The organism is Streptomyces sp. NPDC126503 (assembly GCF_040302405.1).
GTDB classification, from domain to species: domain Bacteria; phylum Actinomycetota; class Actinomycetes; order Streptomycetales; family Streptomycetaceae; genus Streptomyces; species Streptomyces gulbargensis.
Window position 1 is genome coordinate 51647 of record NZ_JBEORS010000009.1, and the last position, 17122, is coordinate 68768.

The 17122-nt window shown below is 72.8% G+C and carries 15 protein-coding genes and 1 riboswitch; of the genes, 8 read left to right on the forward strand and 7 right to left on the reverse strand.

Features of this window, described 5'->3' with window-relative positions; translation table 11 throughout:
• Window positions 1–55: 55 nt before the first annotated feature.
• The 3 genes from rsgA to ABTY40_RS14415 are packed head-to-tail and all read right to left on the reverse strand — an operon-like array spanning window position 56 to window position 3147.
• Complete coding sequence (gene rsgA / locus ABTY40_RS14405) at window positions 56–1066, reverse strand: ribosome small subunit-dependent GTPase A (protein WP_352059786.1); 1011 nt, start codon at window positions 1064–1066, stop codon at window positions 56–58.
• 3 nt (window positions 1067–1069) lie between these two features.
• Entirely contained in the window at window positions 1070–2443 is a 1374-nt protein-coding gene (gene aroA, locus ABTY40_RS14410) for a 3-phosphoshikimate 1-carboxyvinyltransferase (protein ID WP_352059787.1), read from the reverse strand.
• A gap of 20 nt (window positions 2444–2463) precedes the next feature.
• On the reverse strand, window positions 2464–3147 hold the full coding sequence (locus tag ABTY40_RS14415; protein WP_352059788.1) for a M50 family metallopeptidase: 684 nt from the start codon (window positions 3145–3147) through the stop codon (window positions 2464–2466).
• Window positions 3148–3196: 49 nt separating this feature from the next.
• On the opposite strand from ABTY40_RS14415, the gene ABTY40_RS14420 reads away from it, so the two are divergent.
• From ABTY40_RS14420 to def, 8 genes are all read left to right on the forward strand, one after another.
• Entirely contained in the window at window positions 3197–4012 is an 816-nt protein-coding gene (locus ABTY40_RS14420) for an SOS response-associated peptidase (protein ID WP_352059789.1), read from the forward strand.
• A 43-nt stretch (window positions 4013–4055) separates the two neighbouring features.
• Window positions 4056–4727, forward strand: a complete 672-nt coding sequence (locus tag ABTY40_RS14425; protein ID WP_352059790.1) for an alpha/beta hydrolase family protein — start codon at window positions 4056–4058, stop codon at window positions 4725–4727.
• A 217-nt stretch (window positions 4728–4944) separates the two neighbouring features.
• Window positions 4945–5601, forward strand: a complete 657-nt coding sequence (locus ABTY40_RS14430) for a sigma-70 family RNA polymerase sigma factor (RefSeq protein WP_056558039.1) — start codon at window positions 4945–4947, stop codon at window positions 5599–5601.
• Window positions 5598–5909, forward strand: a complete 312-nt coding sequence (rsrA, locus tag ABTY40_RS14435; protein WP_352059791.1) for a mycothiol system anti-sigma-R factor — start codon at window positions 5598–5600, stop codon at window positions 5907–5909. The genes ABTY40_RS14430 and rsrA overlap by 4 nt, the downstream gene beginning before the upstream one ends.
• Window positions 5910–6078: 169 nt before the next feature.
• On the forward strand, window positions 6079–7578 hold the full coding sequence (locus ABTY40_RS14440; protein ID WP_352059932.1) for an HD-GYP domain-containing protein: 1500 nt from the start codon (window positions 6079–6081) through the stop codon (window positions 7576–7578).
• Complete coding sequence (locus ABTY40_RS14445; RefSeq protein WP_352059792.1) at window positions 7575–8879, forward strand: HD-GYP domain-containing protein; 1305 nt, start codon at window positions 7575–7577, stop codon at window positions 8877–8879. Before ABTY40_RS14440 ends, ABTY40_RS14445 begins: the two co-directional genes overlap by 4 nt.
• Before the next feature lie 79 nt (window positions 8880–8958).
• A complete protein-coding gene (locus ABTY40_RS14450; protein ID WP_345287649.1) occupies window positions 8959–9939 on the forward strand; it encodes a tetratricopeptide repeat protein in 981 nt (326 codons plus the stop codon).
• Window positions 9940–10006: 67 nt separating this feature from the next.
• Window positions 10007–10636 (forward strand): peptide deformylase, encoded by a 630-nt coding sequence (def, locus tag ABTY40_RS14455; protein WP_309053853.1) that lies wholly within the window; start codon window positions 10007–10009, stop codon window positions 10634–10636.
• 68 nt (window positions 10637–10704) lie between these two features.
• Here the strand turns inward: def and ABTY40_RS14460 are convergent, their stop codons facing one another.
• The 4 genes from ABTY40_RS14460 to ABTY40_RS14475 form a co-directional block, all read right to left on the reverse strand.
• Window positions 10705–11661 carry a ribonucleotide-diphosphate reductase subunit beta gene (locus ABTY40_RS14460; RefSeq protein WP_352059933.1) on the reverse strand — a complete coding sequence of 319 codons (957 nt, stop codon included), beginning with the start codon at window positions 11659–11661 and terminating at the stop codon, window positions 10705–10707.
• Between the two features lie 62 nt (window positions 11662–11723).
• A complete protein-coding gene (locus tag ABTY40_RS14465; protein ID WP_352059793.1) occupies window positions 11724–14096 on the reverse strand; it encodes a ribonucleoside-diphosphate reductase subunit alpha in 2373 nt (790 codons plus the stop codon).
• A gap of 132 nt (window positions 14097–14228) precedes the next feature.
• Window positions 14229–14351, reverse strand: a riboswitch (cobalamin riboswitch).
• Window positions 14352–14540: 189 nt separating this feature from the next.
• A complete protein-coding gene (locus tag ABTY40_RS14470; protein ID WP_352059794.1) occupies window positions 14541–14756 on the reverse strand; it encodes a YbdD/YjiX family protein in 216 nt (71 codons plus the stop codon).
• Window positions 14753–16990, reverse strand: a complete 2238-nt coding sequence (locus ABTY40_RS14475; RefSeq protein ID WP_352059795.1) for a carbon starvation CstA family protein — start codon at window positions 16988–16990, stop codon at window positions 14753–14755. The genes ABTY40_RS14470 and ABTY40_RS14475 overlap by 4 nt, the downstream gene beginning before the upstream one ends.
• Between the last annotated feature and the right edge of the window lie 132 nt (window positions 16991–17122).

Consider the following 17122-nt stretch of genomic DNA (forward strand, 5'->3'; position numbering starts at 1 on the left):
GGCCCGCTCCGTGTGATTATGCACGTGCTCGTGGCGGCCGACCGCGCACGAGGACTCAGTCGCCCTCGCGTCGCTCCCGGGTGGAGAGCAGCCGCCGCAGCGAGTACAGCCGCGCCGGATCGGCGTGACCCTCCGCCACCCAGGCGTCCAGCGCGCAGTCGGGCTCGTCGTGGCTGCACGCCCGCGGGCAGTTCTCCGTGCCCGGCTCCAGGTCGGGGAAGGCGTGGATGACCCGGGACGGGTCGACGTGGTGCAGGCCGAAGGACCGCACGCCGGGCGTGTCGATGACCCAGCCGTCGACCACGTCCAGCGGCAGCGCCAGGGCCGAGGTCGTGGTGTGCCGGCCGCGGCCCGTCACCGCGTTCACATGGCCGGTGATCCGGCGCTTGTCCTCCGGCACCAGGGCGTTGACCAGGGTCGTCTTGCCGACACCCGAGTGCCCCACGAACGCCGTGACCCGGCCGTCCAGGTACGCGCGCACCCGGTCCGCCGCCCCGCCGTCGTACAGCTCCTCGCGGTTCACCACCACGTGCGGGATGTCCAGTGCCCCGTAGAGCTCCAGGAGCTTCTCCGGCGGCGCCAGATCCGACTTGGTGAGCACCAGGAAGGGTTCGAGCCCGCCGTCGAAGGCCGCCACCAGGCAGCGGTCGATCAGGCGGGGGCGCGGCTCGGGGTCGGCCAGCGCGGTCACGACCGCCAGCTGGTCGGCGTTGGCGACCACGACCCGCTCGTACGGGTCGTCGTCGTCGGCCGTGCGGCGGAGCACCGAACTGCGCTCCCCGATCCGCACGATCCGGGCCAGCGTGTCCTTCTCGCCCGACAGGTCCCCCACGAGGGACACCCGGTCACCGACCACGGCCGCCTTGCGGCCCAGCTCGCGCGCCTTCATCGCGAACACGACCCGGTCCTCGACCAGACAGGTCAGCCGGCCCCGGTCCACGGTGAGGACCATGCCCTCGACCGCGTCCTCGTGCTTCGGCCGGATCGTGGTCCGGGGGCGGGTCCCCTTGCGGTTGGGCCGCTGGCGGATGTCGTCCTCGTCGGTGTGCTTCCCGTAACGCCGCATGGTTCAGACTCCGAGCATTCCGGTCCACATCTCGGGGAAGTCCGGCAAGGTCTTGGCCGTGGTGGCGACGTCCTCGATGAGCACACCGTCGACCGCGAGGCCGATGATCGCCCCGGCCGTCGCCATGCGGTGGTCGTGGTACGTGTGGAACACGCCGCCGTGCAGCGGGCGCGGGCGGATGTGGAGGCCGTCCTCGGTCTCGGTGACGTCCCCGCCCAGCTCGTTGATCTCCTTGGTGAGGGCCGCCAGCCGGTCCGTCTCGTGCAGGCGCAGGTGGGCCACGCCGCGCAGGGTGGAGGGGGAGTCCGCGAGGGCCGCGACCGCCGCGATGCCCGGGGTCAGCTCGCCGACCTCGCCGAGGTCCACGTCGATGCCGTGGATCCGGCCCGTACCGGTGAAGGTGAGCCCCTCCTCGGTCAGCTCGCAGGAACCACCCATCTCGGTGAAGATCCGCCGCAGCTCGTCACCGGGCTGGGTGGTCCGCGCGGGCCAGTCCGGGATCGTCACCCGGCCACCGGTCACCAGGGCCGCCGCCAGGAACGGCTGCGCGTTCGACAGGTCCGGCTCGACCACCAGGTCCCGGCCGCGCAGCGCCGAGGAGGTGACCCGCCAGACGTTCGGGGCGCCGCCGTGCTCCGGCTCGTCGACCTGGGCGCCGACCGCGCGCAGCATGTCGACCGTCATCCGGATGTGCGGCAGCGAGGGCAGTGTGGCGCCCACGTGACGTACCTCCACGCCCTGGTTGAAGCGGGGCGCGGACAGCAGCAGGGCGCTGACGAACTGGGAGGACGAGGAGGCGTCGATCTCGACCGTGCCGCCGTCCAGACCGCCGGAGCCGTGCACGGTCATCGGCAGCGCGCCGCGGCCGTCGTCCTCGATCCGCGCGCCCAGCGCGCGCAGCCCGTCGATCACACCGTGCAGCGGACGCTCGTGGGAGCGGGGGTCGCCGTCGAAGCGCACCGGACCGTCGGCGAGCGCCGCGACCGGCGGCAGGAAGCGCATGACCGTGCCCGCGTTGCCGACGTCCACGGACGCGTGGCCGCGCAGCGGGGCCGGGATGATCCGCCAGGCCTCGCCGGCGGAGTCCGGGCCGCCCGCGGCGGAGGAGCTGGACGACACCGTCTCCTCGATCCCCACCCCGAGGGCACGCAGACCCTCGGCCATCAGCAGGGTGTCGCGCGAGCGCAGCGGGCGGCGGAGCCAGCCCGGCTCCGCGGCGAGCGCGGCCAGGATCAGGCCGCGGTTGGTGACCGACTTCGACCCGGGCACCGTGACGGTCGCGTCGACGGCACCGCGCGCGAAGGGGGCGGGCCAGAGGTCGTCGGACGGGCCGGGGAGGAGGGGATCGGGCTGCTGCGCGGGGGAAGCTGCGGTCATGCCCTCACTGTACGGGGGTGTCAGAACGGCAGGAGCCAGCGGCAGCCGCCGATCAGGCAGCAGATCGAGACCGTGTGGAAGAAGAGGAGCCACACCCCGGCCGGGACGTGGGTGAGCCGCGCGAGCTGGTCGGCGTCCGAGTCGGGGGCGCCGCCGCGCCGCCGCCTGACCTGGAGCTCGAAGGCCGGCCGGACCCCGCCGAGGAGGAGGAACCACACCACCGCGTAGGCGAAGAGGGCCTGGACCTCCGGCCCGGTCAGCCAGGACACCAGCAGGAAGGCGGCGCCCGTCACCAGGACGGTGAGCACCCCGTACGCGTTGCGGATCATCACCAGCATCGCCAGGAGCAGGGCGGTCGCCGCCCACAGCAGCAGGGTGACCAGGCCGGCCCCCAGCAGGGCGGCGCCGCCGAGGCCGAGCAGCGGCGCGGCGGTGTAGCCGGCGGTGAGGGTGAGGACGACGCCGAGACCCGTCGGCCGGCCCCGGGTCACCGTCAGACCGCTGGTGTCCGAGTGCAGCGTGATCGCCTGCAGACGGCGGCCGGTGGCGAGCGCCACCAGGGCGTGCCCGCCCTCGTGCGCGATGGTGATCGCGTTGCGGGCCAGGAGCCAGACGCGGCGGGGGACGGTGACGGCGAGGGCGGCGACGGCGGTGGCGGTCACCAGCCACTCGGCGGGCGCCGCCTGCGGGCGGAAGAGGTCCATCGTTCGGGCCGCTCCTCGGGAGGTCGGGGGTCGTGGCAGTGTGGCACGTATGTGCGGACGGTATGCAGCGAGTCGGCGCCCCGAGGACCTCGTCGGCCTCTTCGGGGTGGAGAAGTGGGAGCCGGAGGAAACCCTGGCCCCGGACTGGAACGTGGCCCCGACCAAAGAGGTCTGGGCGGTACTGGAGCGCCCTCTGAAGGACGCCGGATCGCCGCGGCCGGTTCGCCAGCTGCGGCGCCTGCGCTGGGGGCTCGTCCCGTCCTGGTCGAAGACCTCGGAGGGCGCGGCCCGGATGATCAACGCCCGGGCCGAGACCCTGCACGAGAAGCCGTCCTTCAAACGGGCCTTCGCCTCCCGGCGCTGCATCCTGCCCGCCGACGGTTACTACGAGTGGGTGACGGGCGCCGACGAGCGGGAGCTGGAGGTGGAGGGGAAGCGCAAGCGGCCGAGGAAGCAGCCGTACTTCGTGACCCCGGCGGACGGATCGGTCTTCGCGATGGCCGGGATCTACGAGTTCTGGCGCGACCCGGCCGCTCCCGGGGGCAGCCCCGCCGCCTGGTGGGTGACCTGCTCGGTGATCACCACCGAGGCCGAGACCGGCCCGCTCGGCGTCGCCCCGGCCGAGGGCCCGCGCTCGCTCGCCGACATCCACCCCCGGATGCCGCTGATGCTCACCGGGGACCGCTGGGACGCCTGGCTCGACCCGGCGCGCACCGGCGAGGACGAACTGCGCGATCTGCTCGCCCCGCCCCCCGGGGGTCTGATGCGGGCCTATCCGGTGGCCACCGCCGTCAGCAACGTCCGGAACAACGGACCCGAACTTCTCACGGAACTGGAGGGGCCCGAGGTGGGCACCCTCTTCTGAGACACGCCCCGGCCGGGCGCCCGCGCCGCCCGGGGACGGCAGGATGGGGGACGTGACTTCGTACGAGACCGAGACCGTCCCCACCGATGCCGGCGAGGCCCGCGTCACCTGGCGGACCGCCGCCGAGCCCCGGGCCGTCCTCGCCCTCGGCCACGGCGCCGGGGGCGGCGTCGAGGCCCGCGACCTCCAGGCCCTGGCCGGGGCGCTGCCCGCGCACGGTGTGACCGTCGCCCTGGTCGAACAGCCCTGGCGGGTCGCCGGCAAGAAGCTCGCCCCCGCCCCCGGGACCCTCGACACCGCCTGGCGCGGGCTCTGGCCCGCCCTCACCCGGCCCGGCCTCCCCCTCGTCGCCGGCGGGCGTAGCGCGGGTGCCCGCGTGGCCTGTCGCACCGGCCGTGACCTGGGCGCACACGCCGTCCTGGCGCTCAGCTTCCCGCTCCACCCGCCCGGCAGGCCGGAGCGGTCCCGCGCGGAGGAACTGCTGGGCACCGGCCTGCCCACCCTCGTCGTCCAGGGCGGCAACGACCCCTTCGGGCGGCCCGCCGAGTTCCCCGAGGGCCCGTACGGGCTGGTGGAGATCCCGTACGGCGACCACGGCTTCGCCCTTCCGAAGCGCGCGCCCCTCGCGCAGGAGGAGGGCCTCGCGCTCCTCGTCGACGGGGTCGCCGAATGGCTTGCCCGGACGCTCCCCGCGACGGGAATGCGCGGCGCCTGACCGCTGTTGTCCAGGGCGTCGGTGTGAGAGTGAGAAAGAGGGAGTCCGTCGCATGGGTTCGACCATCTGCCCGGAGCGGACGCAGGCCGCTGACCTCGACTGGACAGTGCTGCCCGCGCCCAAGGTCGCCCCTATTCGGGGGGCGGGCGGAGCGGTTCCTCGTCTATCCTCCGAAACGAGCGGGTCCGCGTTCGCGCCCGCCGCCACGCTGGAGGAGGTGGGTCCGGTCACTGGGACCGACACAGGGACCGACGAAGGCCCCGAGGAGACGACCGAGGAGCGCAACGCGCGCTTCGAGCGGGACGCCCTCGGCTACCTCGACCAGATGTACTCGGCCGCCCTGCGCATGACGCGCAACCCGGCGGACGCGGAGGACCTGGTGCAGGAGACCTACGCGAAGGCGTACGGCTCGTTCCACCAGTTCCGTGAGGGCACGAACCTCAAGGCGTGGCTCTACCGCATCCTCACGAACACCTTCATCAACTCGTACCGCAAGAAGCAGCGCGAACCCCAGCGGAGCGCTGCCGAGGAGATCGAGGACTGGCAGCTCGCCCGCGCCGAGTCGCACATGTCGACCGGTCTGCGCTCCGCCGAGTCCCAGGCGCTCGACCACCTCCCGGACTCCGACGTGAAGGAAGCGCTCCAGGCGATCCCCGAGGAGTTCCGCATCGCCGTCTATCTCGCCGATGTCGAGGGCTTTGCGTACAAGGAGATCGCGGACATCATGGGTACGCCCATCGGTACGGTGATGTCCCGGCTGCACCGGGGCCGCCGCCAGCTGCGCGGCATGCTCGAGGACTACGCCCGCGACCGCGGGCTGGTTCCCGCGGGCGCCGGAGAGTCGTCGAACGATCTGAAAGGCTCGGGCTCATGAGCTGCGGAGAGCCGCACGAGACGGATTGCTCAGAGGTCCTGGATCATCTCTACGAGTTCCTCGACCATGAGATGCCCGACAGCGACTGCACCAAGTTCGAGGTGCACTTCGAGGAGTGCTCCCCGTGCCTGGAGAAGTACGGCCTGGAGCAGGCGGTGAAGAAGCTCGTCAAGCGCTGCTGCGGCAGTGACGAGGTCCCCACCGACCTGCGCGCCAAGGTCATGGGGCGGATCGAGCTCATCCGCTCGGGGCACGCGGTGCCCGACCAGGACCTCACCGCCCCCGGGGCTCCCGCCCCCCAGGAGTAGCCGCCTCCGGGCGCCCCGCGCGCCCGGTCCGGACGAGCCGCCGCGATCCGTTCGCGGCGGCTTTTCGCGTCGCGGACGCATACATCAGCTTGTATCACCCGATGGTGCGAATCGACGGCGGCGGCCCGCCGCCGGCCGCCCCACTCGCTAGCGTGGCCGGGTGACGCTCGTGAGGGAGGTACCGCGCGCGGCCCGCCTGTCCGTCGGCTGCGCCCTGCTCGCCGCCGCGGCGTGCGCCCTGCCCGCCGTGCGCCCCGGCGCGCACACCCCCTGGGGGACGGTCGCGCTCCTCGCCGCCCTGTACGCCCTCTGCGAGGTGCCCGGCCGCTGCCCGCGTCTGGGCCGCGCGCTCGGCGGGCGCCTGCCCCTGGGCACCGGCTCCTTCTTCCCCGTCCTGCTCGCCGCCGCCCTGCTCCTGGACCCCGCGGCCGCCGCCCTCACCGCCCTGCCCGGCAGCCTCCTCGCCCGCGTCGACGAACCGCCCGCCGCCCTGCGCCGCCTCTGGCGGGCCGCGGCCACCGCGCTCGCCGTCTGGGCCGCCGCCCGCGCCGCCGCGCTCCTCGGCGGGCCCGCCGCCCTGGGCCACGGGCCGGACGCCCCCGACCTGCCGTACGCCCTCCTGCCCGCCGGCGCCGCCGCCCTCGCCTTCTGCCTCGCCCTCACCGCCCTCGACGGCGGCATCCGCGCCGCCGCCGACGGGCTGCCGCTCGGCACCGCCTGGCGCGGCCTCCTCGGCCGCTCCCTCGCCCCGCACACCGTCCACGGCCTCGCCGGACTGATGACGGCCGTGCTCTGGCGCAGCACGTACGGGCCCGTGGCGGCCCTCTTCGTCCTGCTGCCCATCGGCATCTCCTGCTGGGTCTTCGCCCAGTACCACCGCGAGCGCGCCGCCCACCAGGCCACCATCCGCGCCCTCGTTCAGGCCGTCGACATCAAGGACCGCTACACGCGCGGCCACAGCGAACGCGTCGGCCACGCCTCCGTCCTGATCGCCCGTGAGCTCGGCATGCCCGAGGACCGGCTCGACGTCGTGCGGTTCGCGGGCATCCTCCACGACGTCGGAAAACTCGGCGTGCCCACCCGGGTGCTCCGCAAGGACGGGCCCCTCACCCCGGAGGAGCGCCGGATCATCGAACTGCACCCCGAGTACGGGCACGAGATGGTGCGGGGCATCGGCTTCCTCGGGGAGGCGCGGTCCGCGATCCTCCACCACCACGAGCGCATGGACGGCACCGGCTACCCCTACGGGCTGCGGGGCGAGGAGATCCCCGAGTACGCCCGGATGGTTGCCGTCGCCGACGCCTTCGACGCCATGACCTCCACCCGCTGCTACAGCCGTGCCCGGCCCGTGCCGGCCGCCGTGGCCGAACTGGAACGGTGCGCCGGCACCCACTTCGACCCCCGGATGGTCGACGCGCTCGTCCGCGCTCTCGACCGGCACGGCTGGCGGCCCGCCGTCACCGCCGACGAAACCGCCCCGGCCGCCCCGCGCCCGCCCGGCGCCGCCCCGGCCACGCAGGTGCCCCCGCCACGCGAAACCGGCCCCGAGGAGCCCGGCCGGCCGGCCCGCGCCGAAGACCCCCCGGACCCCGGCGAAGCCACCAGCGCCCCGCAATCCGCCGACCCCCCGCACCCCGCCGGCCCCACCCGCCACCGGGAACGCGCGTGACGCCCGGCGCGGCCGTCCCCCGCGTGCTGCGCGCCGCCGCGCTCCTCCTCGGCCTCGCCGCCCTCGGCGCCACCTTCTGGCACGGCCTCGCCGAACCCGGCACCGCGCTCGCCTTCGGGACCCTCGTCGCCGCCGGCGAGCTGGCCCGCTGGGGCGGCGGTGCCCCCGACACGGGGGCACCGGCCGTCGACGAGGACCTCCGGGAGAGCGAACCCGCCCCGCTCGGCGCCGCCGGGGCCCTCGCCTACGCGCTGCTGGGCGCCAGCGCCGGCACCCCCACCACCCACGGCGTCCTCCAGACGGTCGCCGTCGTCCTCGCCGGCGCCCTGGCCGGGATCGTCCCGCACATCGCCCGCGGCCGGGGCCCCGGCCGCGACCACCTGGCCCGCCGGGTCCTCACCGCCGGCTTCGCCGCCCTCTGCTTCCAGCCCCTCTACAACTCCGGCGTCCTCACCGAACACCTCGGCCAGGGACCCGCCTACGTCCTCTTCCTCCTGCTCCTGCTCGTCCTCACCGCCCTGTGCGACGCCGTCCTGGCCGCGCTCGTCCTGCGGGCCCGTACGGGACACCCGTACGGCTCCGTCCTGCGCGACGAACTGCACGGCCTGCTCGGCATCCGCTCCGCCGTCTGCGCCACCGGCGCCGTCATGGCGCTCGCCGTGGCCGCCGCCGGGCTGTGGGCCCTGCCCGTCCTCGCCGTCCCGCTCCTGCTCACCCAGGTCTCCCACCGGCGGTACGCCGCCGTGCGCACCGTCAACCGGCAGACCATCGCCTCCCTCGCCCGCGCCACCGAGATCGCCGGCTGCACCGCCCCCGGCCACGCCCACCGGGTCGCCGCCCTCAGCACCGCCGTCGGCCGCGAACTGGGCCTCACCGGCCCCGAGCTGACCGTCCTCGAACACGCCGCGCTCATGCACGACATCGGACAGCTCTCCCTCGTCGACCCCGTGCCCGGCGGGGCCACCGCCCAGCTGCCCGCCGAGGAGCAGCGCAGGATCGCCCTCCTCGGCGGCGAGGTCGTCCGCAGGACCGGCGTCCCCGCCGCCGTCGCCCTCGTGGTGGAACGCCAGGCCGACCCGTACCGCGAGCAGCCCCGGGCCGCCCGCATCGTCCGGGTCGTCAACGCCTACGACGACCTGGTGGGAGCCGGTGCCGACGCGGGCGCGGGCGCCGCGCTCGGCGCCCTGGAGCGGCTGCGCCTGGGGACCGCGCGCGACTATCACCCGGATGTCGTCGAGTGCCTGGCCAGGGTTCTGGCGCGGGGCGGCGCGCCTGGGGTGACCTCGGCCGCCCCTGGGTAACCCATGGGTAATGAGCGCGCGTCCGACCGGGCATGGTTGGATGCGAACAAGAGGGTGAAGCGACCGGCAGGCGGGAATCGTGAGGATCTTCGGGAAGGTACGGCATCGGCCCTCCGCCTCGTGGCGGCAGGCCACCGACCGCGCGTTCACGCTGATCGGCGACGGCCGGTACGAGGACGCGGGCGCGCTGTTGACGCGAGCGGCGGATCTGGAGCCCTGGCTCTCGGAGTCCTGGTTCAATCTGGCGCTGCTGCACAAGTTCCGGCACGACTGGGAGCAGGCCCGGGCCGCCGGGCTCCGCGCGGTCGCCCTGCTCGACAAGGAGACCGGCGCCCCCGACTGGTGGAACGTCGGCATCGCCGCCACCGCGCTCCAGGACTGGCCGCTGGCCCGCCGCGCCTGGCAGGCGTACGGCCTCAAGGTGCCCGGAGCCGCCTCCGGCACCGGCGAGCCCGCCGGCATGGAGCTGGGCAGCGCCGCCGTCCGGCTCTCGCCCGAGGGCGAGGCCGAGGTCGTGTGGGGCCGCAGGCTGGACCCCGCGCGCATCGAGGTCCTCTCCATCCCGCTGCCCTCCTCGGGGCGCCGCTGGGGCGAGGTCGTCCTGCACGACGGCGTGCCGAACGGCGAGCGGACCACCACCGCCGGCCCGTCCTACCCGGTCTTCGACGAGATCGAACTCTGGGCGCCCTCGCCCGTGCCCACCTGGGTGGTCCTCCTGGAGGCCGCCACCGAGGCCGACCGGGACGCCCTGGAGCAGCTCGCCGCCGACGCCGGATTCGCCGCCGAGGACTGGTCCTCCTCCGTGCGGCTGCTCTGCCGTGCCTGCTCGGAGTCGACCATGCCGAGCGCCGAGGGCGAGGGCGAGCACTCCGATCCGCACGACCACAGCGAACCCGGCCATCCCGGGCCGCTCGGCCACCGCTCGCCCGGCGAGCTGTGGGTGCCCGAGCGCGAGTGCGGCATCGCCGCCCCGGCGGGTCTGGTGCGCGGGCTCCTCGACGGCTGGGTGGCCGACAGCCCCGACAGCCGCGAGTGGCGCGATCTCGAAGAGGTCTGCTGAGCCTCCCGCGCAGGGCCCGTAGGCTGTCCTCCGACGGAATCGGGTTTTCAGGAAGGCGCGGCAGCACATGGCGCAGCAGGAGACGGACGAGCAGATCAACGACGGCTTCGTCGTGGACACGGAGGACTGCGAGGCGCGTGAGCTCGCCCACCGCGAGCGCGGCACCGCGCGGCCGATCACGGTGGTCGGCAACCCGGTCCTCCACAAGGAGTGCCGTGACGTCACCGAGTTCGACGACAAGCTGGCGGCACTGATCGACGACATGTTCGCCAGCCAGAAGGCCGCCGAGGGCGTGGGCCTGGCCGCGAACCAGATCGGCGTCGACCTGAAGGTCTTCGTCTACGACTGCCCGGACGACGAGGGCGTCCGCCACACCGGCGTCGTCGTCAACCCGGTCCTGCAGGAGCTGCCGGCGGAGCGCCGCTTCCTCGACGACTCCAACGAGGGCTGCCTTTCGGTCCCCACCGCGTACGCCTCGCTGGCCCGCCCCGACTACGCCGAGGTGCACGGCCAGGACGCCCAGGGCAACCCGATCAAGGTGCGCGGCACGGGCTACTTCGCCCGCTGCCTCCAGCACGAGACGGACCACCTGTACGGCACGCTGTACATCGACAAGCTCTCCAAGCGCGAGCGCAAGGACGCCCTGCGCCAGATGGCGGAGGGCACCCCCCGCTACGAGACGGTCCCCAACGACTGACCGCGCCACCCGTACGGGGAAGGGCCCCGCGCCGTCACCGGCGCGGGGCCCTTCCCCGTACGGAGGTGCTAGAAGTCCTCGTCGAGGTCGACCGACCCCTCCACCGCCACCTGGTAGGCGGACGGACGGCGCTCGAAGAAGTTGGTCAGCTCCTGCACGCCCTGCAGCTCCATGAACGCGAACGGGTTCTCCGAGCCGTACACCGGCGCGAAGCCCAGCCGCACCAGGCGCTGGTCGGCCACGCACTCGAGGTACGCGCGCATGGACTCGGTGTTCATGCCCGGCAGGCCCTCGCCGCACAGGTCACGGCCGAACTGGAGCTCCGCCTCCACGGCTTCCCGCAGCATCGCGGTCACCTGCTCCTGGAGCTCCGCGTCGAACAGCTCCGGCTCCTCCTTGCGGACGGTGTCGACGACCTCGAAGGCGAAGTTCATGTGCATCGTCTCGTCGCGGAACACCCAGTTGGTGCCGGTCGCCAGGCCGTGCAGCAGGCCGCGGGACCGGAACCAGTACACGTACGCGAAGGCGCCGTAGAAGAACAGCCCTTCGATGCAGGCGGCGAAGCAGATGAGGTTGAGCAGGAAGCGGCGGCGGTCGGCCCGGGTCTCCAGGCGGTCGATCTTCTCCACCGAGTCCATCCAGCGGAAGCAGAACCGCGCCTTCTCCCGGATGGAAGGGATGTTCTCGACGGCGGCGAACGCGGCGGCGCGGTCGTCCGGGTCGGGCAGGTAGGTGTCGAGCAGCGTCAGATAGAACTGGACATGCACGGCCTCCTCGAACAGCTGGCGGCTCAGGTAGAGGCGCGCCTCGGGGGAGTTGATGTGCTTGTAGAGCGTCAGGACCAGGTTGTTCGCCACGATCGAGTCGCCGGTCGCGAAGAACGCGACCAGACGGCCGATCATGTGCTGCTCGCCCGGCGTCAGCTTGGCGAGGTCGGCGACGTCGGAGTGGAGGTCGACCTCCTCCACGGTCCAGGTGTTCTTGATGGCGTCGCGGTAACGCTCGTAGAAGTCCGGGTAGCGCATCGGACGCAGGGTCAGCTCGAAGCCCGGGTCCAGCAGGTTCTTCTCGGTGTTCGTGGTGCTCGTCACTGGCAGGCCTCGCAGGACTCGGGGTTCTCAAGGGAGCAGGCGAGGGCGTCGGCGTCGGGCGTCGCCTGCTGGACGGGGAGGGTGGTGACCTGGGCGGCGCGGGCGATCCGGGTCGCCGGGCGCGAGCGCAGGTAGTAGGTGGTCTTCAGGCCCTGCTTCCAGGCGTACGCGTACATCGAGCTGAGCTTGCCGATGGTCGGCGTCTCCAGGAACAGGTTGAGCGACTGCGACTGGTCCAGGAACGGGGTCCGCGCCGCCGCCATGTCGATCAGGCCGCGCTGCGGGATCTCCCAGGCCGTGCGGTACAGCTCCCGGACCTCGGCCGGCACCCAGCTGAAGCCCTGCACCGAGCCGCTGGCCTCGCGCAGCGCCTCGCGGGTCTGCGCGTCCCAGACGCCCAGCCGCTTCAGCTCGTCCACCAGGTACGTGTTGACCTGGAGGAACTCACCGGAGAGCGTCTCGCGCTTGAAGAGGTTGGACACCTGCGGCTCGATGCACTCGTACACGCCGGCGATCGAGGCGATCGTCGCCGTCGGGGCGATGGCGAGCAGCAGGCTGTTGCGCATGCCGACGGCGGCGATCCGCTCGCGCAGCGCGGCCCAGCGCTCGGGCCAGTTCAGTTCCACGTCGTAGTGGTCGGGGTGCAGCACGCCCCGCGCCGTACGGGTCTTCTCCCAGGCGGGCAGCGGGCCGTGACGCTCGGCGAGGTCGGCGGAGGCCTCGTACGCGGCGAGCATGATCCGTTCGGCGATCCGGGTCGACAGGGCCCGCGCGGGGGCCGAGTCGAAGGGCAGCTTCAGCTGGAAGAAGACGTCCTGGAGGCCCATGGCGCCCAGGCCCACCGGGCGCCAGCGGGCGTTGGACCGGCCTGCCTGCTCGGTCGGGTAGAAGTTGATGTCGACGACCCGGTCGAGGAAGGTGACGGCGGTCCGGACGGTCGCGTCGAGCCGCTCCCAGTCGAGGTCGCCGGTGGCCGTGTCCACGAAGGCGCCCAGGTTCACCGAGCCCAGGTTGCAGACGGCGGTCTCGCCGTCGTCCGTGACCTCCAGGATCTCGGTGCACAGGTTGGAGGAGTGGACGGTGTGGCCCGGCTCGGCGGTCTGGTTGGCCGTACGGTTCGAGGCGTCCTTGAAGGTCATCCAGCCGTTGCCGGTCTGCGCCAGGGTCCGCATCATCCGGCCGTACAGGTCGCGGGCCGGCAGCGTCCGGCGGGCCAGGCCCGCGGCCTCCGCCTTCCGGTACGCGGCGTCGAACTCCTCGCCCCACAGGTCCACCAGCTCGGGCACGTCGGCGGGGGAGAACAGCGACCACTCGGCGTCGGCGTTCACCCGGCGCATGAACTCGTCCGGGACCCAGTGCGCCAGGTTCAGGTTGTGCGTCCGGCGGGCGTCCTCGCCCGTGTTGTCGCGGAGTTCCAGGAACTCCTCGATGTCCGCGTGCCAGGTCTCCAGGTAGACGGCGGCGGCGCCCTTGCGGCGCCCGCCCTGGTTGACGGCGGCGACGGAGGCGTCGAGCGTCTTCAGGAAGGGGACGATGCCGTTGGAGTGGCCGTTGGTGCCGCGGATCAGCGAACCGCGGGCGCGCACCCGGGAGTACGAGAGACCGATGCCGCCCGCGTGCTTGGAGAGGCGCGCGACCTGGTGGTAGCGGTCGTAGATGGAGTCCAGTTCGTCCTGCGGGGAGTCGAGCAGGTAGCAGGAGGACATCTGGGGGTGGCGGGTGCCGGAGTTGAACAGGGTGGGGGAGGAGGGCAGGTAGTCGAGCCGGCTCATCAGCCCGTACAGCGCCGCCACCTCGTCCACGGCCCGGGTGCTGTCGTCCTCGGCGAGGCCGGAGGCGACGCGCAGCATGAAGTGCTGCGGGGTCTCGATCACCTTGCGGGTGATCGGGTGGCGCAGCAGGTAGCGCGAGTAGAGGGTCCGCAGGCCGAAGTAGCCGAAGCGGTCGTCGGCCGCGGGGTCGATCAGCGCGTCCAGGCGCGCGGCGTGCAGGGTGGCGAAGGCGGCGGTGCGGTCGGCGATCAGGCCCTCGCGGTGACCGACCGCGACGGAGGACGAGAAGGAGACGGCGCCCTGGGAGGCGGCCTCGTCCGCGATCGTGACGGTGAGCAGGCGGGCGGCGAGCCGGGAGTACGCCGGGTCCTCGGCGATCAGGCCGGCGGCGGCCTCGGTGGCCAGCTCGCGCAACTCCGCCTCGTCCGAGGCGGCGCTGCGGCCGCGCAGCGCGGCGGCGGCGACCTTGCCGGGGTCGGTGTCGGGGAGGTCGGCGGTCAGCTCGGTCAGGGTCCGCAGCAGTACGGTCCCGGGTCCGTCGCTCTCGTTACCGTCGCTCTCGATCGCGGTGGCCGGATCGGCGGGCGCGATGGTCACGTGGGGCTCTCCCTCGCTCGGCTCGGGGCCAGGGGGAGGGAAGGCGGGCAGGCGGGCGGCCGTGGGCATGGCCGCTCCGCGTCCACCGGCCCACTCCACGAGGCCCGGACGTCTGTGGCACCCGGAACGGACGGACCGGGCGCACCGTCGGCAGGTCCTCGGACTCACCTCGTACGAACAGGTACAAGACACACCGTTGCGGGACAGTTCCGGATTCGCGCCGGATTCCCCTGCGTCGACAGCGAGCATGAGCATACATGTGGGGGGCGTCGCTCGCGGCACCCCCCACATGTAGTGGCGTCGGGTGTCGGAGCTGCTTGCCGACGTGGGGGTCTCGGTCGTCGCGGAAGGCGCACGCGGTGAGTTGGCCGGGGGCCCCACGCAGCGGGCCGCCGCCTTCCCCGGAGGGGGAGGGCGGCGGCCCGTCGGACGGCCGGTGAGGGCTCAGCAGCAGCGGAACCCCTCGCGCGGATCGGCCTCCCGCGCGTCGGTGCGGCTGCGCTCGAACTCCCGCCGGGTCATCACCTCGGCGTCCGGGTCGCAGCTTCTGGCGTGGGCGACGTACCGGTCGTAGACCGCCTCGCCGGACAGCTCCCGTACGTACCAGCGGATCGCGTGCACCGCGCGCCTCAGATGGCGGACCGTGTGCGCCGTGCTCATGCCGAGCCGGTCCCGGTCGGCGCGTCACCTCGCGACTCGCCCGGTGCGGTCTCCCCGCGCATGCCGCCTCCGGCGCCGAGTCCGGCGGCCACCAGCTCCGCCTTCTCCTCCTTCGTGGGGAACATGCCGGCGGGAGCGACGAGCTTGGACTCGACGTGCGGCGTCTCGGAGAGCCGGACGCCCTCCGGGTTCCTGATCGCCTTGACGCAGACCCGGCCCGCGTCGGCGATCACCACGATGATGAGGATCGCGAACAGCGCGGACAGCACGCCGTCCACGGTGGAGTTGGTGACGACGGTGTGCATGTCGTCGATCGACTTGGCGGGCGGGAGCACCTTGTCGGCGTCGATGCCCGCCTGGTACTTGTCCCGCTGGGCGAAGAAGCCGACCCGCGGGTCCTCGGAGAAGATCTTCTGCCAGCTCGCCGTCAGGGTGACGGCGACGTCCCAGGCGAGCGGGACGCCGGTGACCCAGGCCCACTTCAGGCGGCCCGACTTGATGAGCAGCGTGGTGCAGACGGCCAGCGCCACGGCGGCGAGCAGCTGGTTGGCGATGCCGAACAGCGGGAACAGCTGGTTGATGCCGCCCAGCGGGTCGTGCACGCCGACCCAGAGGAAGTAGCCCCAGCCGCCGACGACGACCGCGCTGGCGAACCAGACGCCCGGCTTCCAGCTGACCTGGCGGAACGGCTTGTAGACGTTGCCCAGCATGTCCTGGAGCATGAACCGGCCGACGCGGGTTCCCGCGTCCACGGTCGTGAGGATGAACAGCGCCTCGAACATGATCGCGAAGTGGTACCAGAAGGCCTTCATCGCGGTACCGCCGACGACCGCGGAGAAGATCTCCGACATGCCGAGCGCGAAGGTCGGCGCGCCGCCGGTACGCGAGAGCAGGCTCGCCTCCTCGACGTCCTTGGCCGCCTGGGCCAGCGCCTCCGGGGTGATCGTGAAGCCCAGGTTGGCGACGGCCTCGGAGGCGGACTGCACCGTGGTGCCGACGACTCCGGCGGGGGAGTTGATGGCGAAGTACAGACCCGGGTCGATGATGCACGCGGTGATCATCGCCATGATGGCGACGAACGACTCGGTGAGCATGGCCCCGTAGCCGATCATCCGGACCTGGGTCTCCTTCTGGATCATCTTCGGGGTGGTGCCCGAGGAGACCAGGGAGTGGAAGCCGGAGAGCGCGCCGCAGGCGATGGTGATGAAGACGAACGGGAACATCGAGCCGGCGAAGACGGGACCGTCGCCGCGCGTCGCGAAGTCCGTGACGGCGTCCATCTTCATGGTCGGCAGGGCGATGACCACGCCGAGCGCGAGGAAGACGATGGTGCCGACCTTCATGAAGGTCGACAGGTAGTCGCGCGGGGCGAGCAGCATCCAGACCGGGAGCACGGAGGCCAGGAAGCCGTACACGATCATCCAGATGACCAGGGTGCCCGGTTCGAGCGTGAAGGTGTCGGCCCAGGACGACTCGGCGACCCAGCCGCCCGCGACGATGGCGAGCAGCAGCAGGGCCACGCCGATGACCGAGACCTCGGTGACCCGGCCCGGGCGCAGGACGCGCAGATAGACGCCCATCAGCAGGGCGATCGGGATCGTCATGCCGATGGAGAAGACGCCCCACGGGGAGTGGGCGAGGGCGTTGACGATGACCAGGGCCAGCACCGCGAGCAGGATGATCATGATGGCGAAGACCGCGATCAGCGCGGCGGCGCCACCGAACGGGCCGATCTCGTCACGGGCCATCTGGCCCAGCGACCGGCCGTTGCGCCGGGTGGAGAAGAACAGCGTCACCATGTCCTGGACGGCGCCGGCGAAGATGACGCCGACGATGATCCAGATCGTGCCCGGCAGATAGCCCATCTGCGCGGCGAGCACCGGACCGACCAGCGGGCCCGCGCCGGCGACCGCCGCGAAGTGGTGTCCGAAGAGCACCCTGCGGTCGGTCGGATGGAAGTCGACACCGTTGTCGAGCCGCTCGGCGGGAGTTGCCCGCGTCTTGTCGACCTTCAGTACGCGCCGTGCGATGAACCGGGCGTAGAAGCGGTAGGCGATCGCGTACGAGCCGAGCGCGGCCGCGAGCATCCAGGCGGCGGAGACGTCCTCACCGCGGGAGAGCGCGAGCACGGCCCAGCCCGCCGCGCCCACCAGGGCGACGAGCGTCCAGATGGCGATGGACTTGGGCGTGAGGCCTTTTCGCTCCGTAACGGGTGTTGCTTCCGGCTCTGGCATTGCTGCAACCGTCCCCTCGCTGATCACCGTGTGATGCGCAGGAAATCTAGGCGCTCGCTTCGCGCAGCGTCACCCCCCGTCCGCATATCGGTACGGCAACGCTTTTCCGCTCAACTGCCCGCCGGGGAACGC